General features: G+C 41.8%; 28 protein-coding genes and 1 pseudogene. 8 read left to right on the top strand and 21 right to left on the bottom strand.

From position 1 onward, the window contains the following. Window positions 1-159: 159 nt before the first annotated feature. Window positions 160-573: a hypothetical protein gene (locus LEP1GSC194_RS01970; RefSeq protein ID WP_036040761.1), complete on the bottom strand. Its 414-nt coding sequence runs from the start codon at window positions 571-573 to the stop codon at window positions 160-162. Window positions 574-768: 195 nt separating this feature from the next. Between LEP1GSC194_RS01970 and LEP1GSC194_RS01965 the strand changes: the two genes are divergently transcribed. The 3 genes from LEP1GSC194_RS01965 (at window position 769) to LEP1GSC194_RS01955 (ending at window position 3,359) form a co-directional block, all read left to right on the top strand. Continuing rightward, the gene (locus tag LEP1GSC194_RS01965) at window positions 769-1,635 is read left to right on the top strand and encodes a bile acid:sodium symporter family protein (RefSeq protein ID WP_036040757.1); all 867 of its coding nucleotides are present in this window, start codon (window positions 769-771) and stop codon (window positions 1,633-1,635) included. Between the two features lie 87 nt (window positions 1,636-1,722). Continuing rightward, window positions 1,723-2,424: a hypothetical protein gene (locus tag LEP1GSC194_RS01960; protein ID WP_231384454.1), complete on the top strand. Its 702-nt coding sequence runs from the start codon at window positions 1,723-1,725 to the stop codon at window positions 2,422-2,424. A gap of 11 nt (window positions 2,425-2,435) precedes the next feature. Further along, complete coding sequence (locus LEP1GSC194_RS01955) at window positions 2,436-3,359, top strand: DMT family transporter (RefSeq protein WP_020772045.1); 924 nt, start codon at window positions 2,436-2,438, stop codon at window positions 3,357-3,359. Between the two features lie 70 nt (window positions 3,360-3,429). Here LEP1GSC194_RS01955 and LEP1GSC194_RS22825 read toward each other — a convergent pair. From LEP1GSC194_RS22825 to LEP1GSC194_RS01885, 15 genes and pseudogenes are all read right to left on the bottom strand, one after another. Next, window positions 3,430-3,612, bottom strand: a pseudogene (locus tag LEP1GSC194_RS22825) (PIN domain-containing protein); the annotation flags it as partial. Between the two features lie 110 nt (window positions 3,613-3,722). Continuing rightward, window positions 3,723-4,025 (bottom strand): HigA family addiction module antitoxin, encoded by a 303-nt coding sequence (locus LEP1GSC194_RS01950; RefSeq protein ID WP_017809400.1) that lies wholly within the window; start codon window positions 4,023-4,025, stop codon window positions 3,723-3,725. Between the two features lie 12 nt (window positions 4,026-4,037). After that, the gene (locus tag LEP1GSC194_RS01945; RefSeq protein ID WP_036040755.1) at window positions 4,038-4,319 is read right to left on the bottom strand and encodes a type II toxin-antitoxin system RelE/ParE family toxin; all 282 of its coding nucleotides are present in this window, start codon (window positions 4,317-4,319) and stop codon (window positions 4,038-4,040) included. A 276-nt stretch (window positions 4,320-4,595) separates the two neighbouring features. Further along, on the bottom strand, window positions 4,596-4,994 hold the full coding sequence (vapC, locus tag LEP1GSC194_RS01940; protein WP_020772050.1) for a type II toxin-antitoxin system tRNA(fMet)-specific endonuclease VapC: 399 nt from the start codon (window positions 4,992-4,994) through the stop codon (window positions 4,596-4,598). Next, window positions 4,991-5,221 (bottom strand): ribbon-helix-helix domain-containing protein, encoded by a 231-nt coding sequence (locus tag LEP1GSC194_RS01935; protein ID WP_020772029.1) that lies wholly within the window; start codon window positions 5,219-5,221, stop codon window positions 4,991-4,993. The genes vapC and LEP1GSC194_RS01935 overlap by 4 nt, the downstream gene beginning before the upstream one ends. A 316-nt stretch (window positions 5,222-5,537) precedes the next feature. Further along, window positions 5,538-5,879, bottom strand: a complete 342-nt coding sequence (locus tag LEP1GSC194_RS01930; protein WP_036040752.1) for a HepT-like ribonuclease domain-containing protein — start codon at window positions 5,877-5,879, stop codon at window positions 5,538-5,540. Continuing rightward, on the bottom strand, window positions 5,869-6,162 hold the full coding sequence (locus LEP1GSC194_RS01925; protein WP_051185239.1) for a nucleotidyltransferase family protein: 294 nt from the start codon (window positions 6,160-6,162) through the stop codon (window positions 5,869-5,871). Before LEP1GSC194_RS01925 ends, LEP1GSC194_RS01930 begins: the two co-directional genes overlap by 11 nt. Window positions 6,163-6,413: 251 nt before the next feature. Next, entirely contained in the window at window positions 6,414-7,214 is an 801-nt protein-coding gene (locus LEP1GSC194_RS01920) for a PhzF family phenazine biosynthesis protein (RefSeq protein WP_036040750.1), read from the bottom strand. Between the two features lie 215 nt (window positions 7,215-7,429). After that, entirely contained in the window at window positions 7,430-8,197 is a 768-nt protein-coding gene (locus tag LEP1GSC194_RS01915; protein WP_020772037.1) for an SH3 domain-containing protein, read from the bottom strand. A 191-nt stretch (window positions 8,198-8,388) separates the two neighbouring features. Then, entirely contained in the window at window positions 8,389-9,294 is a 906-nt protein-coding gene (locus tag LEP1GSC194_RS01910; RefSeq protein ID WP_020772052.1) for a restriction endonuclease, read from the bottom strand. A 99-nt stretch (window positions 9,295-9,393) separates the two neighbouring features. Then, the gene (locus LEP1GSC194_RS01905; protein ID WP_017810092.1) at window positions 9,394-10,461 is read right to left on the bottom strand and encodes an AI-2E family transporter; all 1,068 of its coding nucleotides are present in this window, start codon (window positions 10,459-10,461) and stop codon (window positions 9,394-9,396) included. Continuing rightward, window positions 10,454-10,981 carry a cyclic nucleotide-binding domain-containing protein gene (locus LEP1GSC194_RS01900; RefSeq protein WP_020772039.1) on the bottom strand — a complete coding sequence of 176 codons (528 nt, stop codon included), beginning with the start codon at window positions 10,979-10,981 and terminating at the stop codon, window positions 10,454-10,456. Before LEP1GSC194_RS01900 ends, LEP1GSC194_RS01905 begins: the two co-directional genes overlap by 8 nt. Window positions 10,982-10,985: 4 nt before the next feature. Then, window positions 10,986-11,534 (bottom strand): lipoprotein signal peptidase, encoded by a 549-nt coding sequence (locus LEP1GSC194_RS01895; RefSeq protein WP_020772055.1) that lies wholly within the window; start codon window positions 11,532-11,534, stop codon window positions 10,986-10,988. Beyond that, a complete protein-coding gene (locus tag LEP1GSC194_RS01890; protein ID WP_020772040.1) occupies window positions 11,531-13,243 on the bottom strand; it encodes an ABC1 kinase family protein in 1,713 nt (570 codons plus the stop codon). Before LEP1GSC194_RS01890 ends, LEP1GSC194_RS01895 begins: the two co-directional genes overlap by 4 nt. Before the next feature lie 11 nt (window positions 13,244-13,254). Next, window positions 13,255-14,685 carry a Gfo/Idh/MocA family protein gene (locus LEP1GSC194_RS01885; protein ID WP_020772041.1) on the bottom strand — a complete coding sequence of 477 codons (1,431 nt, stop codon included), beginning with the start codon at window positions 14,683-14,685 and terminating at the stop codon, window positions 13,255-13,257. A gap of 14 nt (window positions 14,686-14,699) precedes the next feature. On the opposite strand from LEP1GSC194_RS01885, the gene LEP1GSC194_RS01880 reads away from it, so the two are divergent. Beyond that, a complete protein-coding gene (locus tag LEP1GSC194_RS01880) occupies window positions 14,700-15,314 on the top strand; it encodes a Uma2 family endonuclease (RefSeq protein ID WP_081605014.1) in 615 nt (204 codons plus the stop codon). Window positions 15,315-15,397: 83 nt separating this feature from the next. Here the strand turns inward: LEP1GSC194_RS01880 and LEP1GSC194_RS20990 are convergent, their stop codons facing one another. Further along, a complete protein-coding gene (locus tag LEP1GSC194_RS20990; RefSeq protein WP_268766523.1) occupies window positions 15,398-15,604 on the bottom strand; it encodes a DUF433 domain-containing protein in 207 nt (68 codons plus the stop codon). An 87-nt stretch (window positions 15,605-15,691) separates the two neighbouring features. Further along, window positions 15,692-17,176 carry an amidase gene (locus LEP1GSC194_RS01870; RefSeq protein WP_020772053.1) on the bottom strand — a complete coding sequence of 495 codons (1,485 nt, stop codon included), beginning with the start codon at window positions 17,174-17,176 and terminating at the stop codon, window positions 15,692-15,694. A 157-nt stretch (window positions 17,177-17,333) separates the two neighbouring features. On the opposite strand from LEP1GSC194_RS01870, the gene LEP1GSC194_RS01865 reads away from it, so the two are divergent. Beyond that, window positions 17,334-18,296 (top strand): ankyrin repeat domain-containing protein, encoded by a 963-nt coding sequence (locus LEP1GSC194_RS01865; protein WP_020772034.1) that lies wholly within the window; start codon window positions 17,334-17,336, stop codon window positions 18,294-18,296. A gap of 552 nt (window positions 18,297-18,848) precedes the next feature. Here LEP1GSC194_RS01865 and LEP1GSC194_RS01860 read toward each other — a convergent pair. Both LEP1GSC194_RS01860 and LEP1GSC194_RS01855 read right to left on the bottom strand, forming a co-directional pair. Next, on the bottom strand, window positions 18,849-19,568 hold the full coding sequence (locus LEP1GSC194_RS01860; RefSeq protein ID WP_020772042.1) for a carbon-nitrogen hydrolase family protein: 720 nt from the start codon (window positions 19,566-19,568) through the stop codon (window positions 18,849-18,851). Between the two features lie 18 nt (window positions 19,569-19,586). Continuing rightward, a complete protein-coding gene (locus LEP1GSC194_RS01855; RefSeq protein ID WP_017809558.1) occupies window positions 19,587-21,425 on the bottom strand; it encodes a hypothetical protein in 1,839 nt (612 codons plus the stop codon). 113 nt (window positions 21,426-21,538) lie between these two features. On the opposite strand from LEP1GSC194_RS01855, the gene LEP1GSC194_RS01850 reads away from it, so the two are divergent. The 3 genes from LEP1GSC194_RS01850 to LEP1GSC194_RS22820 are packed head-to-tail and all read left to right on the top strand — an operon-like array spanning window position 21,539 to window position 23,235. Further along, complete coding sequence (locus LEP1GSC194_RS01850) at window positions 21,539-21,907, top strand: STAS domain-containing protein (protein WP_086005133.1); 369 nt, start codon at window positions 21,539-21,541, stop codon at window positions 21,905-21,907. Next, a complete protein-coding gene (locus LEP1GSC194_RS01845) occupies window positions 21,904-22,650 on the top strand; it encodes an LA_1326/LA_4305 family lipoprotein (RefSeq protein WP_020772031.1) in 747 nt (248 codons plus the stop codon). Before LEP1GSC194_RS01850 ends, LEP1GSC194_RS01845 begins: the two co-directional genes overlap by 4 nt. Window positions 22,651-22,683: 33 nt before the next feature. After that, window positions 22,684-23,235 (top strand): hypothetical protein, encoded by a 552-nt coding sequence (locus LEP1GSC194_RS22820; RefSeq protein WP_020772032.1) that lies wholly within the window; start codon window positions 22,684-22,686, stop codon window positions 23,233-23,235. A gap of 178 nt (window positions 23,236-23,413) precedes the next feature. Here the strand turns inward: LEP1GSC194_RS22820 and LEP1GSC194_RS01835 are convergent. Next, window positions 23,414-23,830, bottom strand: a 417-nt coding sequence (locus LEP1GSC194_RS01835; protein WP_036040748.1) for a DUF1564 domain-containing protein, incomplete at its 5' end; no start/stop codon positions are given.

The raw sequence follows: 23,830 nt of genomic DNA, 5'->3' as shown, positions 1-23,830 counted from the left end.
AATTCTATGCCCGAAAATATATTAAATCGAAAATTAGCCCAATATGGTCTTATGTAAAAAAAAATAGCGGGAGGGCTTGACACAAGAAACATAGGAGAGAGTGTTTTGCTGAGTTCAACTTCAATCGCTTTCGCATCGGTTAAACCGAACTCGCATAATTTAAGGCGGAAATTCCCTCGTTTTATAGAGGGAAAAAAATTCTTTCTCCCTGGGAAATAAAAGCAACATACCCGCAAAAAAGATTCCCATTCCGATCCAATGGATCGGAGAGGCGGTTACGAAGTAAAAGACTCCGTTGACCATATAACCCGACTCCAAAAAAATCACGGAAAAAATTTTAGACTGAGAATAGGACAGGAATTTTTCCTTCGGTTCCAAATCTTCCTGAATCATTTTCTTTTTAGCGAAAAACAAAGGGACATACCAGGAGATCGGTAAAAGAAAAATCGAAACTCCCAAAATAATTCCGCCGCTGGGTAAATCGCCGTTCGAGTTTGCAAGAAACACAAAAAAACCGCCGAACGGAACTAAGCTGATCAACAGCGCGGAATAAACGATCTTTAAGTTTTTCATATTGGTCGAAAAATAGATTCGATTCTTTTTATCTGTCAAGTTTTTACGAAAAAAAATTCCGGAAAGAATTTCACCGATTCGTTATATTCAATTTGAATCTTGAGACAAATCGTAAAATTTAAAGAATTTAAAAATTCTGTGGACTTGACATCCCGGCCACCGTACAAAGTTCGAAACAAAAATAGGTCTTAAACAATGGAATCCAATTTGCTGACAACGGTATTTCTTCCGGTCGCGTTAGGTATTATCATGCTCGGAATGGGTATGACGCTTACCATAGACGACTTCAAACGAATTTTCATTCTTCCCAAAGCTGTGATCACGGGATTAACGTTACAACTTTTGCTTTTGCCGATCGTGGGATGGACGATCGCAAGCGTATCCGGACTTCCGGGGGAACTGGCCGTGGGTCTCATGCTCTTGGCGATTTGTCCCGGCGGAGCGACTTCCAACCTGATCACTCACCTCGCCAAAGGAGACGTGGCCCTTTCCATCACGTTAACCGCAATCACGAGTTGTATCACCGCTCTTTCTATCCCGTTGCTTTTGAACTTGTCCATGTTTCATTTTCTCGGAGCCGGGAAAACGATCCGACTCGATATTCCCCAAACCATTCTTCAAATTTTTCTGATCACCGTGTTACCCGTGTCGATCGGAATGATTCTCAACGCAAAAAAACCGGAACTCTCGCGTAAGTTCGAAAAGACGGTGAAAATTCTTTCCGGAATTTTTTTGGTTCTAATCATCGCGGGCGCCATCGTTCGAGAAAGACAAAACATCGTTCCGTTTTTTATCCAAGTGGGTCCCGCTTCCTTGGCGCTGAACTTAATCACTATGGTATTGGGATATCTGGGAGCGACTCTGATGAAGGTCACACATTCCCAAAGGACTTCCATCACGATCGAAGTGGGAATCCAAAACGGAACCTTAGGAATCACGATCGCAAGCGCGATTCTGAACAATCCGGTGATGGCGATCCCGTCGGCGATTTACAGTTTGATAATGTTTGCGACGGGCGCCATTTTTTCGGTTTGGATGCACGGAATTCCGGATCAAAAATGAAATTCGTAGGAGTTCCTACATTTTCAGATTTTAGGACAAGCTATTAGACTTTTTCAAATTTTAATGAATCCTTCCCGCAGAATGCCCATGTATCAAAAGATAGAAAAGTCGTTCGTCAAAGTCCTACTTTTATTTTTCTGTATAACCCAAATCTCCTGTACTATGATCGGATTTCACAGGGACAAGATCCGAAGGGAAATCGATTTCGGAGAGGAGGAAACCCTCAGGCTCTGCGTATGGAAGGACGTAAAAGTATCCGAGAAAGAATTAACCGAACTCGTAGAAACCTGGAACAAAGAATTAGAATATTATAAAATAAGAATTTCATTGAGCGACGTAAAGGATTGGGAGCGGCCCGGTTGGACCGGAGCGACGATCATGGATCAGGTTTTCTATGCGGAACTGCCTCTTCAATGCGATCGACTTCTTGCGGTTGCGGGAGGAAAACTAAGCGATACCGTTTTCGAACTCGTAGGAATCGTCTTTGCTCTTTTCGGAATTCCGAGCTTTCAGATTTTGGGAGCCGTGGAAACTAAAACCGGGACAAGGGGTTATATTTTAGGACAGACCAGAACGATTTCCCATTGGTTATCCGGAGGAGCCGAAGAAACTCTCATTCACGAAGGGTATCATCTTCTGGGATGCAAACATTCCTTCTTTTTGAGCGATTGTTACGTTCGGATCCGAACGCTCAAAGAGTTGAAACGAAAAAATAGAGAAGCGGGAACTCCCTTTTTTCCATCGATCGACGAGGAAGGAAAGATCTTTCTAAAAAGCCCTTGGGAATAAGAGATGGATTTATGGAAGTATCCAAATGGAAACCCTTTTGGGGAATCTCTTTCGTATTAGCGGGTGCGGTTTTCTTTTCCGCAAAGGCGATCTTTGTCAAACTAGTCTATCGATACGATGTCGATCCCGTTACGGCGCTCACACTTAGGATGTTGTTTGCGATTCCGTTTTTCGGTTGGATCGCAATCCGTTCCGGAAAAATGAAAACCTCCGTAAGTCTCACAAAAAAAGATTGGGGATTCGTTTTTATTCTCGGGTTTTTAGGTTTCTATCTCGCAAGTTTATTCGACTTTATAGGTTTGGAATATATCTCGGCGGGATTGGAAAGACTCACCCTATTCGTATATCCTACGATCGTTCTTATCATCGGTTCGATTCTTTTCAAAAGAAAAATCAAAAGAGCGGAAGTACTTGCGATTTTCCTCACATATTCCGGAATCGCGGTCGCATTCATGGGAGACGTTGGGAGCGAAGGACCGAACGCGATGAAAGGCGTTTTATTCGTACTCGCATCCGCGATCGCCTACTCTTTATATCTCGTAGGAAGCGAATCGTTGATTCCGAAACTCGGTTCGGTTCGATTCACTTCTTATCTGATGATTTTGTCCGGCATGATCGTAGTGATTCATTTTTTTATAACCCGAGATCCGGCTTTTCTGATACAACCGCCTAACGTGTACTTATACGGATTGGCGCTCGGAGTTTTAACGACCGTAATTCCGGCTTATTTCACCGCGGAAGGAATACGAATGATCGGCTCAGGACGGGCCGCGATCGTGGGTTCGGTGGGCCCGATGTCTACGATTTTACTCGCTTGGATTTTTCTGGGAGAACCCATTACTTCTTCCGGAATTGCAGGAACGTTTCTCGTTTTAACGGGGGTTCTTTGGATCGGTGGGAAAAAACCGGAACCGATAACCGAAAGTGAATCTTAAAAAACAAAGAAAACGTATATTGGAAAAACTTACGTTTTACGAAAATAACCGACGTTATGCGAAGTGCCTGTTATTGTTTCGAGTGATAGACTTTTTTAGAACTTAATACTTTTAATATTTTCATATCTAAAGTCCAAAGTTTCAAATTTCTTTTCATAACTTCGTTAATTATCACCGAATCCATTAAACCAACACCTTTGTTTTTAAACTTTTGTTCATATGAAAGCTTTCCCGCTTCAAGAAAGCCATTTTCTGGGACCGGCGAATGTCGAAGCGCCGACGTGAAGCCGTAGTGAGCGTAAGTGGAAACCGCGAGTCGCGGACGAAGCGAGAAGCCGCAGTTAGGCGATCGTTTTGGGAGGTCTAAGCGCTAATGAACTCTTTATAATTCCTAATCTCTTTAAGCTCAGCCGATATCTTATCGCGCTCTTCTCTGATTTCGAATTCGTCTTGAATCCCCATCCAAAACTCTACTGAATTTCCAAAGAATTTCGAAAATCTCAAAGCAGTATCTGCAGTAATTCCCCTCTTCCCATGAATTATCTCGCTCACTCGCGTTGGATTTATTTTTGTTTCCTTTGCCAGACGATATGCAGTTATATTCATTGGAAGTAAGAATTCTTCGTTTAATATTTCACCAGGATGAACATTTGGAATTTTTTTCATTTATTGCTACTCCTAATGATAGTCAACTATTTCAACGGCATAAGCATTTGATTCTTTCCATTTAAAACAAATACGCCATTGATCATTCATTCTAATGCTATATTGACCGAATCTGTTACCTGATAATTTTTCTAAATGATTCGAAGGTGGAATTTTTAAATCCTCAATATTCTTTGATCGCGCTATCATAACTAATTTCCGATACGCGATCTTTTGAATTTGAGTAGGCAATTTTTTCGAAAACTCTCGATTCCAGACTTTTTCCGTCTCTGGTGATTTGAAAGAGCTAATCACAATTGATATTACTGGAATTCAATACTATCGTCAATCGATATTATCTCTTAAATTTCATCTTTTCGCGTATAATTTTATCAATCCAAGATTCTCCCTGATGGACTCTTGAACTAGGAAAATGTTCTCAAAATGGCGCCGAACGAAATAGGCTTCTCGACGTTTGAGTTCCCGGAACGCCTGTGCGCGAAGGGATTGGAACGAGGTTTGAGCAACCTTGTCGTGTCTCGCAAGCCGAGGGACAAAGCGAGAAGCCGAAGTAATCGCTTTTGCTCAAAGCTAAAGCCAATTTTCTACTTTTAAATTTGGAATCCTTTTAAACTCTTTTTCATTATTAGTAACTAAAATTCCATTTGAACTTAGAACGACTGAAGCAATTAGCAAATCATTTGGTCCAATAGGAATTCCTTGAATTTCTAAATCACTACGAACTTCTGCATAAATTTCTGATTCTATGTCATTAAATCCGATAATTTCGAATGGATCCAAAAAACTTAATACGAATTCCCTATTCTTTTTTTTATAGTTACTTTTAAATGCACCTAAAAGTAATTCAGCTTTAACCACGGAAGGTATTTTAATACGATTTGGATTTAACTTTCTAATATTCTTCTCTATATTTTCACTTTTACCTTTTAAGAAATAAATACAAATATTTGTATCGAGAAAGTAATTCACAATTCTTCTCTTTTCGCATCAGTTATAAATTTTAACTTTTTAGGTTCAGAAAACGATTCGTCTTTAATTGAACCAAAAAGATTAAAATAATCTTCAGGCCAATTCTTATCTAAAGAACTTTGGATTTTTACTCTAACCCATTGGGAAATAGAAATCTTTTCTTTCTTAGCGGCGGTTTCGATCTTTTTTAAAGTATCTTGATCAAGATACAATGAGACTTGAGGCATATATCTAAATTCTCCATAGAACAAGTATATAGACAAGTATATATTTTGTCAAGATACTGAAAAAGATAAAGACAGGTCTTAATTTCCCTTTTTAAACCTAACTTTGCGATTATTACGCCTAACTAAGTGGTTTGCCGACGTTTGAGTTCCCGAAGCGCTTCTGCGCGAAGGAGTTGACGCAAGGCTTGAGCGACCTTAGTCGCGTCTCGCAAGCCGAGTGACAAAGCAAATGTGCCGGAGCCGTAGAGAGCGCGAGCGGAAACCTGTGAGTGACGAACGAAGCGAGGAGACGCAGTTAGGCGTAGTAATCGCTTATTTAAGCTTTATTTAATAAAGCTGTACAGGCAATTTTTAATGAAGTCAAACGGTTGGTAACAATATCCCAGATAATATCATCATCTATAGAAAAATAACCATGAGCGAGAATATCTCTTACTCCAGCTATTTTCTTCCACTCGATTTCAGGATGTAAGCTACGTAAGTTTTCTGGAAGTTTCTTTACTGCCTCACCAATAATTTCTATATCACGCTCAACAGCTCTTTTTTTCTCAATATTACTAATAAGCGCTGATTTCAAACTTATTCCAGAAGTAAATTTTTCGATCTCCTTAATACTATCAAGTATATCTTGTAAATAAGCACCGTAATCACGCAGCATAAATAACTTCTTCTAAAATTCGTTTCTTGAGATAAGGTTTGATACTTGATTTAGTAACTAAATCTACCTTACACTGAAATAAATTTTCTAAATAGAATTTTAAATCCATATATGAATCTAAATTAAGTTGGCCATCACGATAATTTACAAGAATGTCTAAGTCACTATTCTGAGTATTCTCATCTCTAGCAACCGATCCAAATAAACCAATTGAGTCTATCCCAAAAGATTGAATAGTCCCAATGTTTTTCCGAATATTCTCTAAAACTTGCTCGCGATTCATAGTATTAATAAATTTGCTAATTCGACTTTCATTTGTCGAGTGAATTTTGTAACAGACTAAGGCATTTGCGGAACTGTCGCCTAACGACCAAGGTTTGCCGACGTCGCCGACCCGGAGAGGCGACACGACATCTTACTAAAATGCTCCTTAACATTATTGAGTCAAGTGGACGAGGCGATGTGTCGAAGACCAAGCGAGGGTTGCGAAGCAAGCCCGAAGCGTTTACTGACTGTTAAATGCAGTTGCCAGTCTTAAATTTCAATAAATCCTTTAAGAAATATTTTTGCTTTACCAAATAATTTTATATTTTCTTTGTTAATTTCCAATTCTAATAATCCTGGTCTTTGTGAATTTTGATAAGCTAAAATTTTGTTTTTATTTAGGATTTTACTCCAATAAGGACCTAAAAGTGTGTGTACCGAACCAGTAACAGGATCTTCATCAACTCCATACCATGGATTAAAATATCTGGTTTCAACATCGTATTTATTAGATACTTTTGATATTCCAATTCCATTGTTACAAATACCAATATAATTTTTCATTTTATTATAATCCGGTTTAATTGAATTAAAATTAATTTCTTTATTCAAAATTAATACAACTTTTTTAGTATTTATACCAATTATACAATCTTCAACTTTTGATATATTAAAAAAATCAAGGAAATCCGGCTCGATATTACATTGAATATAATCATCTTTAGGAAATATCATTGATATTCTTGATTCGTTATCTTTTGAAATTAGAAGTTTCCCTTTACAATAATTAAAAGTAATATTTTTAATTTCTAATATTTTATCAAATAATACTGCTGAGGCAGCTAAAGTTGCATGCCCACAAAGGGAAACTTCTTTTAATGGTGAAAACCAGCGAATATAATATTCAGAATTATTTATTGTTACAAAAGCGGTTTCTGATTTATTAATATCAAAAGCAATTTTTTGCATTAAAATATCTGAAATAGGTTCATTTAATAGAACGACACCAGCCGGATTTCCGCATGCAATTTCATCAGTAAATGAGTTTATTAAAAATGTTTCTAGTTTCATAATTTTTCCCTGGCAATTGCGTCTAACGAAAGAGACTTCTCGACGTTCGCGTTCCCGAAGCGCCTGTGTGCGAAGGGATTGGCACGAGACTTGAGTGAGCCTTAGCGAACGATCACAAACCGAGTGACAAAGCAATGTGCGGAGCCGTAGAGAGTTCGAACGGGAACCTGTGAGTGACAAACGAAGCGAGGAGACGAAGTTAGGCGTCGTGACAATTACAATATTTGTGAAAGTAAATTGACAACATCGCTTGGATTCAAGCCTTCTACTTTTTCGTATCCGAGTATATCTACTCCACGCACCTTAACTTCCGATGAACTTAAGTAATTATAATCAATGTACATATCAAGATTAACTTTGACTGACACCTTTTGTTTATCTATACCGATAATTGTTCCGATCATCAAGGCTTCAACATAGACATTGTAAGAAAAGTCTGTTATTGGTTGAATCGGAGAAGTAATCCTAATATCGGTAATCTTATCATAAGGAAATAAACCGGACGTTTCTATTCGATTACCTGCTTCATTGATTATCAATCTAACTAATAAACTTTCAAAATTAGCCTGATCTTGATGTCTTCTTTTCAGAGCCTTATCTTCTGTAACAATTTCAAGTAGATTTCCAAAAATCCAGCCTTCTACATCGCCATAAGTTTTAACTTTGTACCATTTGTTAGTTCCAAGATTTTCAACCTTATGAGAATCGTAAGTCTCACCTAAAATATAAAAAAGCCCTTTGTATCTAATAATATCGATTCTATCAGATTTCGTACTTGGCTTTTTTCTAATTATAGCGCCTGATTTCGTAGTAATAACGCCATATCGTTTAGCTTCATATTCCAAAAATGAATCTTTTCTAATTGAATAAATCGAAAAGAGCAAGGAAAGAAAAAGTATTAAAGAGCCTCCGACAAAATAAAGTCGAAATGAGTCAACTCTTTTCCAAATTCTGTCTTTAAATAATTCTAATAGATCTTTCATAAACTATATAATTTATTATCATTGCGCCTAGACTCCTCGACGTTTGCGGTTCTGGAGCGCTTTACGCGCGAAAGGATTGGAACGACTTAGCGAACGATCGCAAGCCGAGTGACAAAGCGAATGTGCGGAGCCGTAGAGAGTTACGGAGCAATCTCGAAGCGCAGCGAGAAGCCGAAGTTAGGCGCCGTCCATTAATCCTCATTAAAATATTCTAAATCTACTCTTTTAATCTCGTACGTTTGTTTTGTTAATACGCCAACATTGTATTCAATCATCAAATCAGTAAGTTTAGTGCCATCAATTAAAACAATCTTTGAATCCATTTTTGCAACATACTCATGAGCATTTGCAGTAAAAACAGAAGTTGTTATAAAAATTCCTTTCTTTGCTCTTTGAACTTGTAATGCTCCAGCAAATTTTTGAATTTCGGCGCCTCCAACTGGATTTTCCCACTTTTTTGCCTGAATATAAATTAAATCAAGTCCGAGTTTATCTTCTTTAATAATCCCATCTATTCCTTCATCATTTGATTTCTTTGTTACTTTTTTATTTTTTTCATCGGACCCTCCATATCCAAGCTTAATCAATAAATCCAAAACTATAGATTCAAAGAAATAAGGATTACAAGATTTTATTTTATTGAGTAATTCTTCTGCTAAATCTTTTCTTATTTTGCTATAGCCAAGTTCCATCATTTCATCAGGAGTTTGTGCGTATTCACTTACTCCTAAATTATCTACTTGGAATGTATTTGTTCTGGGTCTTTTTTCTTGAAACGATTCAAACTGCTGTAAAGTATTTATGTCAATTCGTTCCGGATTAGTTTTTAGAAATTGACTGCCTTCATTTGTAATAGAATAAAATGATCTCTTAGATGATTGAACGAGACCAGCCATTTTAAGATAAGTAATTGACCATGCAACTCGATTGTCAAAAATCCTAGTTTTCCCGGAAGGCAATAAATCACTTCTTTCTTGTTCAGTGGTTTTAAAGAAAATTCCAACCCCGTCACGTATTGTAGAAGTATTTGATTCTCCTTTCTCGCTAAGTATCTTCAACACAGGCAACATGGCACTTTGAAAATCTGGAATACTCATATTTTATTCTCTAACATTTTTAAAAATGCCGCCTAACGCAATTCATGAAGATCGTACAATTCCAAACCCGATATCCGGCTTTAAGATTCACGCGTCAGATCAAAGCAGATTGTGATCTTTCATTCCACTGTAAAGGGTTTGGATCGTCACTTTTAAGATCGCCGCTATCGGAACCGCGATGAGCATACCCACGAGTCCGAGCGCGGCGCCGCCCACCGTAACCGCGCCCACGATCACGATCGGATGCAGGGAAACGGAACCCGAAATTACGATCGGTTGTATGAGAAAGTTATCGATGATTTGAGCGATCGCTACCACGATCAAAATCGAAGTCATGAGTTCCGTGGTTCCCGCTCCTCCGATTACGAGAGCAAAGAACAAGGGAGGAATGGCTCCCATGATCGGACCGAGATAAGGAACCGAGTTGGCTACTCCCAAAAAAAGACCGAAGATGTAAAAGTAAGGCAATCCGATCATGTAAAATCCCAAAGCGGAGACCGCGCCGATGATCGCACCTTGAATCATTAAACTTTTGAGATAATTCGTGAGTTGTTCGTTGATCTTATACGTAACCATAAGAGCCATTTCGAAATACCGATTCGGAATCAAAGAAATCAGACTTTTATACATCCCGTTTCCGTTTAACAAAAACAAAAAAGCAAACAAAGGAGTGATTATCATATAACCGATCAAAGTCGGAATATAGGAAACGAATCCTTTCACTTGTTCGTGCATCAGCTCCGCGGCTCTTTTGATCAGTTCGTCCGGACGGATTGTCTCGTTCCATCCGGCGGGAAATTCGTTGAACTGAAGATTGACCGTTACGGTCAGATACTTGAATTTTGCTTCGTCTATATCCTGTTTCCAATTTTTCAAAAGCGGATTTAAGGTGGAAACGATCGGAGGCGCCACCGAGTTGATGAATAAATAAATCGGAACGCTGATAACGAGCATCAGAATCCCGATGGAAAGAACTCTAGGCACACCCAAACTTTCCAGATTATTGATCATTCCGTTAAACGCGTAAAAAATCAAAAGAGCCATTACGATCGGAACCGCAAGTAATTGAAGTCCCCAAAGAGAAACGACAATCGTAAAAACGACGATGAGAAAAAAACTCGTCCGAATGAAATATTCGGAAAGTTCTCTTCTTTCTCCGTCACGCATTCTTTTGTTTTCCTCTGAAATAAGCTTTTTCCAAAAGTCCGTTGGTTCTATGGAGTCTTTCCACGATCACGGTCGAGAGACTCATCAGAATTTCGATTCCGATCCTCGGTTTGGTTTCTATGATTTCCTTTAAGTCCGGTTGGAAAAAACCGAGCAACGTGGTATGTTCGAGAGCGATCGCACTCGCCGTTCTTCTTTCTTCCGTAAAAAGAGAAAGTTCTCCGAAAAAAGCGTGTCGATCCAGATGAGCGAGATCGAGTTCGATTCCGTCCCGAACGGAACGGATCACAACGGAACCCTCATATACGAAATAAAATCCGGCTCCTACTTCTCCCTGACGAAAGATCGTGTCCCCTTCTTGGTATTCTCGAACGTGAACCATCCTGGCGATTTCGATCAGGGTTCTCTTTTTCATTTTCCCGAAAACGGAAGTCTCTCTGAGAAACCGAATGATCTCCTGGTTATTCGCCTCCTTTCGATTGAATAATTTTCTCCAGATGGGAAGATCGAGAGCTTTCAAGAAATTATTTCTCCTCTTCGAGTTTCATCGTAAAAATTAAAATCGTAAGTCCGATCGTCACGCAGGAATCCGCGACGTTGAACGCGGGCCATCTTGAAAAAAGAAGAAAGTCCGGCCAATCGAAATCCAAAAAATCAACGACTCCGATGTATTCTCCCATGTTGGGTTGAAATCCGAAACGAAATCCCGTGCCCGGAATTTTTACGAAGAATTTATCCAGGAAATTTCCGAAAGCTCCGGCCATCACCAGGTTCCATCCCCAAGGATTTCCGAGATCGTGATTTTTCCATCTGTATCCGATGAGAAACACGATCGCGATTCCGGTCGCTACAAGAGAAGGGATCGCGTTGTCTTGAAACGCTCCGAAAACAAAACCGGTATTGAAGGTCAGAGTCATCCTAAACAAACTCCCGAGCACTTCCAGATAACGGTGCGGTTCAAAGTAGAGGATGACTAAAAACTTTGTCACAAGATCCAATACGATTCCGAGAAAGATGACGCTTAAGTACAGAGGGCGATAGACGTCTAAAAATCGTTTTCCAAAATATTTCACGAGGGGGTTCCTTTCTTTTTAAGTTTGTTTTTCCAAAATGAATAGATCAGTACAAGTCCGAAAAGACAAGAGGTTGCAAAACATCCCCAGCTTTGCATTTCCATTCCCTTTTCGAGATAGTAATTTCCGAAATGAATTCCCGCAATCAAGAATCCGCCGTACAAGACCTGATGTCCGAGAACGTACATCTTTCGAGTGTGTCGTTCCACTTCCCGAAGTTGAATTCCCTGCCTTCCCCGATTGATGTTCTGGAGTACTTTATAAAATTCTCCCGGAATGGAAAGGGTATTTCCCAAAAGATTCTTGTCTTCGTTTAACAAAAGAAACTCCAGTCCGCCTTCTTTTCCGGTGGCGACGATCCGGAACGGTTTTTCTCCGTAATCTAAAACGGTTCTATAAGGATCCAAAATCGCGGTAATCCCTACCAGTAAACCCAGGACGCGTTCCAGGAAAATGAAATTTTCCGGAATCTGAATCATTCTAAAAATTTCCTTCAAACTCGAATTGATCTCCTTCAAAAAAAGTCGATCTTCCCGAGTATGAATTTTGTCCAAAGAAAGGTTTCGGAAATAATCCGTATCCGCGACGAACCTTCCCAATTTCTCCAAAGAATAACGAACGACCTCTTCGAGTTTACCCGGATCCGCGGAAGCGGACAAAGCGCCTATCTCCTCGAGACCGTCGACAACCCCGAAGTAATCTTTGACGATCGCGCAGAGAAAGATTTTTTTGAGAGCGAACACTTTGGTCGAGTCCATTTCTCCCACGGCTCCGAAATCGATAAAACAAAGCTTTTCATCCGGCGTATAGATCAGATTTCCGGGATGAGGGTCCGCGTGATAAAAACGATACTGAAAAATCATCAACACATAAGCTCGAACCAGAAGTTCCACGGGCCTCGACTTGGCCTGTCCTTTGAACACGGGAGTCGCTCTCGTGATCTTGACTCCTTCGATAAACTCCGTAACCAGAACGCTCTTTCCTGAAAATTGACGGATGACTTTCGGAAACACATAATCGGGTTCTTCCGCAAAGAGTTGTCGCATCCTGTCGTAGGAATCGGCTTCGAGTTTGAGATCCGTTTCTCTAGTAACGAGATACGTGATCTCTTCGTGGATCTTTTTGTACTCGAAACGAAAAAGATATCGATTGATTCTTTTTAAAAAGGATCGAATGTTTTTGAGATCCTTTGCGATGAGCGTTTCTATTCCGGGATACAAAACTTTTACGGCGACCTTTTGACCTCCGATGGAAGCGACGTGAACCTGAGCCGTGGACGCGCTCGCTTCGGGAACGTTTTGAATGTCCGGAAAAACCTTCGTGATCTCCTTTCCGAATTCTCCGCGGAACCTTTCTTCGATTTCCGGAAAGGGATGAGGAGGAACCCTGTCTTGAAGATCCTGTAAGGACTCCGTAAACGAATCGGGAAAGATATGGGAAAGATTTCCGAGATACTGACCGAGTTTGATATAAACCCCGCCCATGGATAAAAAGAAATTACGGCAATCCTCTCCTAACGTGCGAAAGAATTTTTCCTGAACGGCCGCCTCTCTGTAGGAAGGAAAAAAGATTTTTCCTAATTTAAAAAACCAGAATATAGCCCAGATCTTTTTCCAGACGAAAGAACTCGCGTTCCAAAATCTCCTGGCGCCGGGACGTCGTTTGTACGACTGAATTTCCTGAGGTTCGGCTGTTCCGGTTACGAGCATAGATGAAAAGTCTAAACCTCTAGGATTCTTTTTTCGGCTCTTCTCCGAATCGTATCCAGTAAGGTGAGAATTTGCAGATTCTCCTCCATATCCCCCGTGATGTCGGAAGGTTTTCCCGAGATATGACGAAAGAGAGAATCGTAAAGATTGAGAAACGGATTCGAGCCTGCGGAAGATTTTTCGGAAATTGAAGCCGGAGTCAAACTTTTAAATCCTTTGTATTTGCGGGAGGGTTTGGATTTCCAAAAGCGAACCTCGTCGTTTCCCACAAGAAAACGGGCGTTCTCCGTCTGAATATCCAGTTCGAACTGAAAGTAATTCCGCATTCCTCCCGCTTCCAAAAAAACGGTCTCACCCTGGGGATAGGTCATCAGCGCCAGGGCCTGTTCTTCCACGGAAGAATCGGGATAGGATCGCAAAACGGAATACACACGGTCCGGCATTCCCAGATACCAGGTCAAAAGATCGACCGCGTGAGTTCCGTCATGAAAGAGCGGTCCGGTTTTGTCCAGGATCGCTCGGCCCGGATTCCGCGCGGAGGTCAGAACGGAAGCGCGGATGGTTCGGACCGGACCGTAGGTTCCTTCCCGGATCCATTTGCGGACTTGAATGTAAAGCGGATGGTATCTTCTCTCGTGATTGACCCGGAGATCGGTTCCGGTCTCTCTACAAAGTTTTGCGAGTTTGCGTGCGAGAGGCAGAGAATGGCAAACGGGTTTTTCTACGAGCAAGTGTCGGAACCCGAAATCGATCGCGGCCTTGGCGAGTTCGTAGTGGGTTTCCGACGGAGTCGCGATAACGACGAGACAGGAAGCGACGTCGATTTGTGTATGAGAAGAATTTAATGTCTCGGATTCTATTTGCGATCCTTCCCCGTTTCCGTCCGATCGTGCGGAGTTCCTACTTTTTTGTTTTAATTCGGAGTTCCGACCTCTCTGTATTTTGTTCGAATCCGTATGATTTCGGTCGTTCCGTTTCGTTTGTGAATTCGTGAAGTTCCCACCTTGTATGTCGGAATCATTTATAGAAAATGAAGAAAGCGGAGCTTTTGTCTTGGACGAAGTTCCGACTTTTCGGACGGACGTTTTTTGTTTCGAATTGTTCGAAGTCGGAACTCCATTCTTTCCTAAAACAGTAGAATCCGATCGAACTTCCGATTTCAGATCTCGGCTTTTTGTCGTATCTTTCCGGTTTTGCCGAAAACGAAACGAGGCGGACCAGTTTTTAAAGTCGGAAAAACATGCTTCTTTTGGAATATTCCAATCTTTGCAAAATCGATTTCTTCTTTCTTCCGACGGGTCGATCGCTCCCAAAAGGAAGAACTTTTTTCTTCCCCAAGAAGAGAAGATGGTTCCCGCGTGCGTGCAGGGACGGTTTCGGAGCGGATCTTTTTCTAAGAGAGACCCGATTCTTCCGAGACCTATGAGTAAAACCGGAATCATAAGATGGACAAACCATGCGGGAGTTCCTACTTGGAATCAAGAGTTATTTTCTTGACCCGGTCGGATTGACGAGTGATTCTTTGATCATGGCTTTGAAAACGGAAATTTCTTTCTTTTCTCAGAATGATTTTGATCTGACCGAAATTATCAATGGAGAGGAACGCGTGACCCCGGCCCCATTTGCACCCCATCAAAGATTAGTCGCCAAACTATTTATCATCATTCAAAAATATTTGGAAAAACATCCGCTCGGGGAAGTGATCCTATCGCCTATGGATGTGATTTTTGAAGACGGAGTAAACCGTCTTCAGCCGGACCTTCTGTTCGTGGGAAACGAAAAAAAGTCCATCATCCAAGATTGGGTTCGAGGTGTTCCCGATATCGTCGTTGAAATCGTTTCCAGGGGAACGGTTACGAGAGATACGGTGGAAAAAAAAGCGATCTACGAACGATATCAAGTCCCGGAACTCTGGCTCGTATTTCCGGAATTACAATGTGTTGAAATATTTTTTTGCGAAAACGGGAGTTATCGAATTCATTCTTCGACGGATCTTTCTCCATCCGGGGCAAAATCAAAACTGCTGAACGGACTGATCTTAACTTTGGATGAATTGTTTCCGAGCCGGTAAGTCTTCCGTATGTGATACTTCAAGACCTTTCTCTTTGAAACGATAGGCTAAACTATAAGAGAGATGGGCGTCGATGAAAAACTTCATGCAAAAGCTTTATGAATGGATTTTATCCTAACGAGATGTGACGCGTATTCCAAACAAGCTAGAATATCTTGTTTTTCTAAAGAAGGATAATCAAGGATGATTTCTTCTTCGCTCATACCGGAAGATAACAGATCTAATACCAACTCTACGGTATATCTCTGATTTCGAATGGTAGGTTTACCATGACAAATTTTAGGGTTCAGAGTGATCCGGTTTAATCAATTGGAACTCACAAGTCAATATTGTCCGTAAATCGGAGTCGTGTCAAGTCTTCAACACGCATCTGAGTCTCACTTATGATTCGACCAAGGCGCCGCTTTTTCCAATTGAGCGCTAAGACGAAACAAAATATCCTCTCTTCTTCTCGCGGCGGTAAACTGCAAACCCAAGGGAAGTTGATCGCTTGTCTGACCGAGAGGAATGGAAACCGAAGGTTGTCCCGTAAGATTTGCAAGTTGAGTGAACGGAGTCCTCGAAAGACTTTTTTCCACGAGTTCGTCCACGAGCCCCGAAGCGAGTAACATTCTTCCCAAACCGAGACGACCCACAACTTGCATCGCGATCTTTTCTCCGAGTTTCGGTTCCAGTTCGCCGATCTTAGCGGGCGGCATCGCGGTTGTGGGAGTGAGATAAACGTCGTAGGTTTCGTGAAAGGTTTCCATGGCGAGAGCGGCCTTGTCCCATTCTTGCAGATTACGAACAAATTCTCCGGCGGAAACGGTTCTTCCTAATAAACCCAAAATCCAAGTCACGGATTCCACGTCTCCCATTCTCGCTTTGCGTTTCAAAAGCGGTTCTAAGTTTTTCAACTGAGCCGCGACCTCGCCGAAATACATCGTGATGAACGCGCGGCCGATCGCCTTGCCGTCCACGGGCGCATCCTTTTCTTCCACCTTGTGACCGAGAGAATGTAATAGTTTTGCGGTATGAACCACGGACTCCACACAATCCGGATGAACGGGAGTTCCGATCGGAGATTGAGTCGAGAACGCAATCCTCAATTTGCCGGGGGATTTTTTGATCTCGGAAAGAAAACTCGTCTTCGGTTCTTCGAAAGAAAAGGCGCCGGACTTTTCGATTCCGCATAACGCGTCTAAGAAGGCCGCGCTATCCCGAACGGTTCTGGAAAGAACGTGATCGACCGAAGCTCCCTGCCAATATCTTCCGAAGGTCGGACCTACGGGAGTTCTTCCCCGAGTCGGCTTCAAACCGAATAACCCGCAATAGGCGGCGGGAATTCGAATCGATCCTCCTCCGTCGGAAGCCGTCGCAACCGGAACCATCCCGGAGGCGACTGCTGCTGCCGAACCGCCCGAGGAACCGCCGGGAGTTCTTTCCAAGTTCCAAGGATTGCGGGTCGGACCGTATAACTTCGGTTCGGTGATTCCCATAAGCGCAAATTCGGGAACGTTCGTTTGCCCCAGAAAAATCGTTCCGGCTCCGCGAAGCCTTTTTATAAATTCGGAATCTGTAGGTGAGATAAAATTTCGAAACGCCTTGGAACCGCCGGTCAGGGGAGCGCCTGCGATGGAATGAACGATATTTTTGACGAGAGTCGGAACTCCCCGAAACGAGCCGTCCGGAAGTTTGGACTTTGCGGCTTTTCTTGCATCCTCGTAAAAGCGGGTAATCACCGCATTGAGTCCCGAATTCGTAGATTCGATTCTTTCGATCGCCGATTCCACGAGTTCGCTCGGATGAACGGACTTTTTCCGGACCAAATCCGCAAGTCCCACGGCGTCATAATACGTGTATTCTTTAAAGGATTGAGGCATGTAGGAACTCCGAAAACAAATAGGAACCTCGGAAAGAAAAAAGGGTCAAGATAAAAAGGCGTTTTTAAGATTCCTGTAAAAAAGGAATTCCAAAAATGTGGATATACACGCAGCAAAAAATCCGAATGAATAACTATAAGATGGTCCTTGGTAAACGATGATTTCAAGAATTCATAAGATCCCTTGTTTCCTTTTAATCTTTCCGGTATTCTTATTGGCCGATCCGGTACTCGACAGCGAGTTTTTAAGATCCGTTCAGGAAGGAGATCCTAAAAAAACACAACTTTTAATCCAGGCGGGCGCCGCCGTGGATGCGACCGATTCGAGAGGTAAAACGGCTTTGATGCTCGCGGATCATAGACCGGAAGTCGCCGAAGTTTTGATTCGCGCGGGGGCAAACGTTAACGCCCAGGATAAGGACGGAAGTTCCGTATTGCTGGAAAGTTTATCCGGACTTTTGGACGTGAAGGTTTTAGATATAGACGACCTCGCGGTTCCAAAACGATTGATCGAATCCGGGGCCAAGTTGGAATATCTTTCCAAGATCAACGAAACAAAAACGGTTCCTGTCTCCATCTTAAACGTGGCGATCCGTCACGGGAATCTCGTACTTGTACAGTTTCTCGTCGAGAATCATGCAGACGTGAACTTTGATAAGGGAAGCCCGGAAGAATTTCCTCTCTTCCTCGCATGCGGAGCCGGTTCGTCTCCCGCAAATTTTTCCATCGTAGAATTCCTACTGAAGAACGGCACAAAACCGGATTACACCAGCCGTTTGCAGGATAAGAATCAGGATGGAAAACAGATTCAAACCGGAGTTGACAACGCGATCCATTTTCTTTCGGAAGAATCCAATATCGATCCGCGAATTCCGGAACTTCTCGTAAAAGCCGGAACGAACGTTAATCATAGAAACGCGGAAGGGATCACACCTCTTTTGCAGGCGATTCTTAAAAAGAGAGTCGCCTTAGCGGAAAAACTTCTGGAATTGGGAGCCGATCCGAACATAGCGGACACACACGAAAGAAATCCGCTTGAGGAAGTTAGAAAACAAAAACTGACAACCTTGGAAAACTTGATCCTGAAAAAAATCGGAAGCAACGAAAAGATTCAACAGTAGTTCTAAGAGAACTTCCATAAAATCCTAATATAACGATTTTTAGGATCGGATTTTTGCGTAAAATTAACGTTAGACGATCGTCATCGAATTAAAAATTCATTTTGAGCTTGTCCCAAAACCTCGAAAGAAATTTGCAGGAGTTCCCACAGATTCTGTCTCTTTGGCGGTTATTAGGCTTTTTGTACGATTTTCCCGTCGTTTAAAAACGTAGGAGTTCCCACATTTTCGGGTTTTGGGACAAGCTCTTATAAAGTTTCCTTAAATAATGCCCACGTACGTCACTAAATTCCGCTCTCTCGATCGGACCGAACCAAATCGCCTATGGATTTTCCTTTTGCGGAGCCGATCCTATTTTTCGAAAGGTTATGTTAAATATCCCTTATATTGGCTTCTTTCATTTTATAATAGAGTTGTTGAAAAAATAATTCTCCATCCGTTTCATTAAAACGGACGATTGAAGCAGTTTTGTTAACCTTGAACTTCGAAATCTTTCAACAACTCTAATATACGTTCAACAACAAAAGAAAAATACATTTTCTGAATATTCTAAATTTAGAACAAACCGTTCACGCCGTTGATCATTACGGTTTTGATGACTTCCTTGTCCTTTTCGGATTCCGCGACCTTCCAATTCACGCCGGAAGAAGTGGATAAAAGGCTTCTTCCTATGCCGTTACGGCCGAGAGCGACCCCCACTCCTCCGACTCTCGCGATAAAAATACCGTATGTAGAAGAGAGTTTCACATAACGTTCCAAGTCCTGCGCGTGGGTGGAATCGGATTCCAAAACGGAATCGATGTGAAAAAGAAGATTTACATTCTGAGATTTTAATTCTTTTAAACGTTCGGAATTTCTAATTTCATTTCCCGCCACGATTCCGAAACGAAAACCGCCCATGATAAAGATCGTTTCCGCGTCGCCAAAAACGGCGGCGTTTTCTTCGGGGAAAAGTTCCCGTTTATCGTACCAATCCACGATTACCACGTCCTGAACGATCGGAACGCTGATTTTTAGTTTTCCGGAGTCGTCCTTTCTGAATAGGGAACCGCCGATAATTACACCTTTATAATATTCAGAAATCTGCAATAGTTCGTCGGAAAGTAACTTCGACTTTTCGGAAAGTTTGTCCGGAGAGGAGGATAAATCGTAAAACGGAAAATATTCCGGTAAAAGTAAAAAGTCGGATTTTTCTTTCGAAAGTTTCGATTTCTGATCTTTCGAAATCGGTTTGTTGATATGCTTTTGAAAAAGTGTAACCTTTGCGGATGCCAAAATGAAACCCCGTTCGGATTAGTCGCCTAAGATCGACGGATCCACGCCTAACGAATCCGAATCCAGTTTTTCAGATCCGGACGAATCGCCGCCGCCGGTATTCGGAACTCCGAGATCGGGTTCTGCGGAAGAGGACTGTTCCGTTTTAATGCCGAATTCTTTTTCCATATCTTCGGGAGTAAGTTCGGTCACTCCGCCGAATAGATCCCCGTTTTCAAGACGGCCCGCTAACGCGGTCCCAAAACAGTACGCTTCCATAATACACTGTTTGATCGGTTTTTTATTCAGCCTTCTTTTCGATTCCATTATGTCCAAGGTCATGATTTCGTCCATGTTGGTGACGATCTCTTTTTTGGATTTCATGTCCGCGATGAGTTTTTCCAAAATCTCGGCCGTTTTTTCCACGAATTCCTTAACGGTCACACGAACGTTTCTGGATTGTTGACTTCTTTTCGTTTCCAGAGCGGTGGTTTTTTTAGAAGCTTCTATGTAATTAGCGCCCGGATTTTTAAGATGATTGTTTAGTTCTTTATAATATTGATCGTAAATTCTAAATTGTTCGATCGAAGCCCGAGTTGTCTCGTAGTGATCGATCATTTTTTCCCGATAGTCCACCTTGGCGCCGTTTAAGATGGTGGGTTTTATATCGATCTTTTTGGTGGTCATCACGAAGGAATATTCGGCGTCGAACTCCTTAAAGAAAAGCCAGGTTAAAAACGCCTTATCCGCGGAAGGAATCGTTTCGTATTCTCCTCTCGGATCGTGTTTTTTACGAAGCTGATCGAGAGGAAGCATTCTCATCAATTTCAAACCGTATTTGAGTTCTTTACTGAGAGAATCTTCCGGATTGGTTTCCTCTTTTTTTTCCTCCGGGGGTGCGTCCTCTTCCGACGGCGCGGCGCCTCCGGAAATTTCATCCAACTCTTCCCCCTGTTCCCTATGACCCGGTTTTTCTTCGGGAAGAATTCCGAGTACGGATTCCATGGAATTACTTAAGAGGGGAATATTTTTGTTTTCGTTCCTGAGAACGACGAGATAGAGTTTTTCGAATAAGGTTCCGAACAGATAATCGAATTCTTGGAGGGCGCGTTTTTTTTTCGTATTGTAGATCGTAGCGGGTTTCCCTTCGAATTTTTCCAAGGAAGCGTATCCGAGACTGATCGCCTTTACGTAACTTCCCTGAAACGGATAAACATAGTATAATTTTCTAAAGATCGAATATAAAGGATCCTTGACTCTCGAAATCGATACGGGCAGATCCGGGGCCGCGTTATGCGGTTCGACCACCAGGCTCACTTCCTCATTATCATAAATCTTATGCATTCTACCCAAAAGTTCTATGTAAATCGGGTTCTGGGCGTCGAGCTCTTTAGCGATCTTTCCCGCGTATGCCGGATTTCCAAGGATATCGTTTCCTACAAAGTTCAATTCCAATAGGGATTTTTTTCCGGAGAGATTGAACTCGGATAAAAAAGAAGGCAATAAGTCGGAAGAGGAAAATCCGGTGACTCTTCCCAACCAACATTTAATACGTACGGAAAGGCGATTGATGAAATTTCCCATTTCGTCTTCGAGAGCCTTTCTGTCCCTCGCACTCGGTCCTTTCGGTCCGACTTCTTTCCCTGCTCCCGCACCCGAACGCGACGAGGCGCCGCGAGGAGGACCTCCGGCCTGACTTCTCTGGCCTTGACGAATATTAGGCTGTTGTTTACCCGATGCGGCTTCCTCTTTCTTTTTATCCTTTTCGCTGACGACCTTTCCGCCGGCGGACTGGAATTTATTAAACATTTCTTTTCTGGCTTTATCATCCAGATTGTTTACTCCGATAGAGCGTTTCGTTTTATCAAACTCAGCCATATTGCGATCCTTGCGTCTAAGTTCAAATTTGCAGTTCTAGGAAATAAATCAAGAAAGATACTGTTTCATTTTACTTCTTGACAGACCTTTCTTCCGGGTGTTTTTTCGATCTGATGATAATCCGGAGCGAGATGCGAGAGAAACACATCGTTCTTACCGTTCTTGAGGATATTCTCATGGATAATTCTCGGGATTTTCATTTCGAATTCGAAGAATCCGTGAAAACGGGAAACCCGGAAATTGTCAGTTTTTTTCTAGGAAGGGTCAAATTCATCGACTCCTCGGGAATCGGCATTATCATCAAAGTAAGAAATCAAATCCGCGAAAAAAACGGAACTGTGAACATTTTCGGCCTTAATAAGTCTCTCAATTCCGTGTTTCGGCTATCGGGACTGGACAAAATCGTGAACCTTTATACCAGCGAAGAGTTTCTAAATAAGTATCCGATTTTTCAAGAGTTTGTGGATAAAAATTCCAAATGAAACATACATTCAAATTCCTCTCTTCGTTTTTTATCTTTTTGCTCGTTCAGTGTTCTTGGGTTCAGGAAAGAAATTTTTTCTTTTGGCCTACCAATTCGAACCTGATCTACAATTCCACGGAAATCGCCTATTTTCAGATCCATCCGATCAAGGTGGATCTGTTCGAGGAGCTGATTGCGCCGGGTCCGTTCACTCATCCCTCTCAACTCACCTCCGAACAATGGAAGGATCTTTTGGGAAATCTGAAATATATCAAAAAATCTTCTCTGGGGTTTTTTACGGACCACGTTTTTTCCGATGGAGAATTGGAAGTTGTGGCGAGAGATCTTCCTCTAGTAATCAAATCTCTTCCCGAAAATAAGATTCTAGTTCTGATTTCAAAATACGACGACATTCAATCGGTTGTTTCTTTGGAAGAATTGACCACCGCTTTGATCTGGGGCGAGAAAGACAGGATCAACGTCGTTTTCGGAAAAATCAAAAGGGAAATCATCGATAAAAAAGTCGGTCTGGACTTTTCCCAATGGACGGACATCAGGGCGATCACTCTCGATCACGTTTCCGACGGGACCGAAATTAGCGATAACGGAACCGTTCAATTTCAATCGGTTCGAAACGTTCCGAATCGTAAATGGGTGATTTTCAATTCCGAACAATTGGATCAGTATAAATTTAAACCTAGAAAACGAAACGAAATCCGCAAACTAACCGACGAAAACGATCGTCCCGGCGGTTTACCTTAACCGATTTTCTTAATTTTTTAAAACGAAATCGTAATGTGTTATTATATTACATCTGCGATTCCGAACCAAACAAACGTCCAAAATTTACGAAACATCCTTCAAAATCATCGGTTAAATATCGATATAATCGACAATCCTTATATTCCAAAACGATTATCCGATCGATATGTTTACTTTAGACCCACGACGGGAAATTGCGATTGTGGAACGGCGTTGGGAAGGTCTAATCGACTTAAGAAAGAGTCTACAAATTCCGAAATCGTTAAATTACGGAAACGTGGTTGGAGTTCGACTAAAATCGACAGATGGGTGAAAGAAAAGGAATCCTATCGATCTAAAATCGAAGAAACGAAGGACTATTCGAGAAATCCGGACTTGACGGAAGAAAAATTCTGGTACAGTACACTTTCGGACGTATTTATGTCGGGTTCTTGCGAGGAGTTCGGCCTGTTATTGCGCTGGTACGATAAAGATATAAAAAGTAATTTCGAATTAAAGAATATTCAAAAAATAAAATTTATAAGTATTACGGAAGTTTTCTTTTCGAAAATGCAGGAGGATAATCTTTATTTATTCACACAGTAAACGTTTTGCTGTGGACATTGGCGAACCATCGAAAAACTCCATAGTGGCGATTAACAAAACCGCTTCAATCATCCGTTTCCATGAAACTGAAACGGCGTTTATTAATATCGATCCGTCTTTTTCGTGCTGAGCCCAAAGGAGAAAATTTCGATCTTTCGGATATCTTTTACCAATTTTTTTAGGATGGAAACCAGTCTCTGTAATCTAATGCGTAAAAATGGGACACCGGTCGGCAGTGTAGTTTCCGTGTCACCTCGTTATTTACTAGGTCGACTTGGAGAATATAACTGTAAGACCTGTGGAATGTGGGAACTCCCTCATTCATCGTATCCACGATAGAGTCCCCGACTCCCACATCCTCCAACCAAAGAAGATAATTGAAAAGATAACAACGAGACACGCCATGAGCCTGTGCGAGTGTTCCAAAAAGAGTCCAACTCCCGGTGTTAACTCTGACGTTCACTCGTTTCATCTTATGTTTTCCCGGACTGGTCTGATACAAGGTTCTGCCCGCTTTTTTCCCCAGACGTTTTGTAGCGGAAAGATATTTTCCATACGTTCTCAAAAGTTCCGGAATTTTCCTGGGAAGTAGTTT

Origin of the sequence: Leptospira alstonii serovar Sichuan str. 79601, assembly GCF_000347175.1 — a bacterium.
Lineage (GTDB): Bacteria > Spirochaetota > Leptospiria > Leptospirales > Leptospiraceae > Leptospira > Leptospira alstonii.
The sequence above is the reverse complement of the archived record's forward strand: the minus strand, read 5'-3'. Positions and strand labels throughout refer to the sequence as shown.

Coding starts and splice junctions, on each gene's coding strand:
- LEP1GSC194_RS01955 (WP_020772045.1), top strand. CDS start 2,436: ATGGAAGTATCCAAATGGAAACCCTTTTGGGGAATCTCTTTCGTATTA.
- LEP1GSC194_RS01930 (WP_036040752.1), bottom strand. CDS start 5,879: ATGCTGCGTGATTACGGTGCTTATTTACAAGATATACTTGATAGTATT.
- LEP1GSC194_RS01965 (WP_036040757.1), top strand. CDS start 769: ATGGAATCCAATTTGCTGACAACGGTATTTCTTCCGGTCGCGTTAGGT.
- LEP1GSC194_RS01845 (WP_020772031.1), top strand. CDS start 21,904: ATGAAACATACATTCAAATTCCTCTCTTCGTTTTTTATCTTTTTGCTC.
- LEP1GSC194_RS01905 (WP_017810092.1), bottom strand. CDS start 10,461: ATGCGTGACGGAGAAAGAAGAGAACTTTCCGAATATTTCATTCGGACG.
- LEP1GSC194_RS01870 (WP_020772053.1), bottom strand. CDS start 17,176: ATGCCTCAATCCTTTAAAGAATACACGTATTATGACGCCGTGGGACTT.
- LEP1GSC194_RS01850 (WP_086005133.1), top strand. CDS start 21,539: ATGATAATCCGGAGCGAGATGCGAGAGAAACACATCGTTCTTACCGTT.
- LEP1GSC194_RS01925 (WP_051185239.1), bottom strand. CDS start 6,162: ATGAATCGCGAGCAAGTTTTAGAGAATATTCGGAAAAACATTGGGACT.
- LEP1GSC194_RS01865 (WP_020772034.1), top strand. CDS start 17,334: ATGATTTCAAGAATTCATAAGATCCCTTGTTTCCTTTTAATCTTTCCG.
- LEP1GSC194_RS01880 (WP_081605014.1), top strand. CDS start 14,700: ATGCGGGAGTTCCTACTTGGAATCAAGAGTTATTTTCTTGACCCGGTC.
- LEP1GSC194_RS22820 (WP_020772032.1), top strand. CDS start 22,684: ATGTGTTATTATATTACATCTGCGATTCCGAACCAAACAAACGTCCAA.
- LEP1GSC194_RS01950 (WP_017809400.1), bottom strand. CDS start 4,025: ATGAAAAAAATTCCAAATGTTCATCCTGGTGAAATATTAAACGAAGAA.
- LEP1GSC194_RS01885 (WP_020772041.1), bottom strand. CDS start 14,685: ATGATTCCGGTTTTACTCATAGGTCTCGGAAGAATCGGGTCTCTCTTA.
- LEP1GSC194_RS01960 (WP_231384454.1), top strand. CDS start 1,723: ATGTATCAAAAGATAGAAAAGTCGTTCGTCAAAGTCCTACTTTTATTT.
- LEP1GSC194_RS01910 (WP_020772052.1), bottom strand. CDS start 9,294: ATGAGTATTCCAGATTTTCAAAGTGCCATGTTGCCTGTGTTGAAGATA.
- LEP1GSC194_RS01855 (WP_017809558.1), bottom strand. CDS start 21,425: ATGGCTGAGTTTGATAAAACGAAACGCTCTATCGGAGTAAACAATCTG.
- LEP1GSC194_RS01915 (WP_020772037.1), bottom strand. CDS start 8,197: ATGAAAGATCTATTAGAATTATTTAAAGACAGAATTTGGAAAAGAGTT.
- LEP1GSC194_RS01970 (WP_036040761.1), bottom strand. CDS start 573: ATGAAAAACTTAAAGATCGTTTATTCCGCGCTGTTGATCAGCTTAGTT.
- LEP1GSC194_RS01935 (WP_020772029.1), bottom strand. CDS start 5,221: ATGCCTCAAGTCTCATTGTATCTTGATCAAGATACTTTAAAAAAGATC.
- LEP1GSC194_RS01890 (WP_020772040.1), bottom strand. CDS start 13,243: ATGCTCGTAACCGGAACAGCCGAACCTCAGGAAATTCAGTCGTACAAA.
- LEP1GSC194_RS01920 (WP_036040750.1), bottom strand. CDS start 7,214: ATGAAACTAGAAACATTTTTAATAAACTCATTTACTGATGAAATTGCA.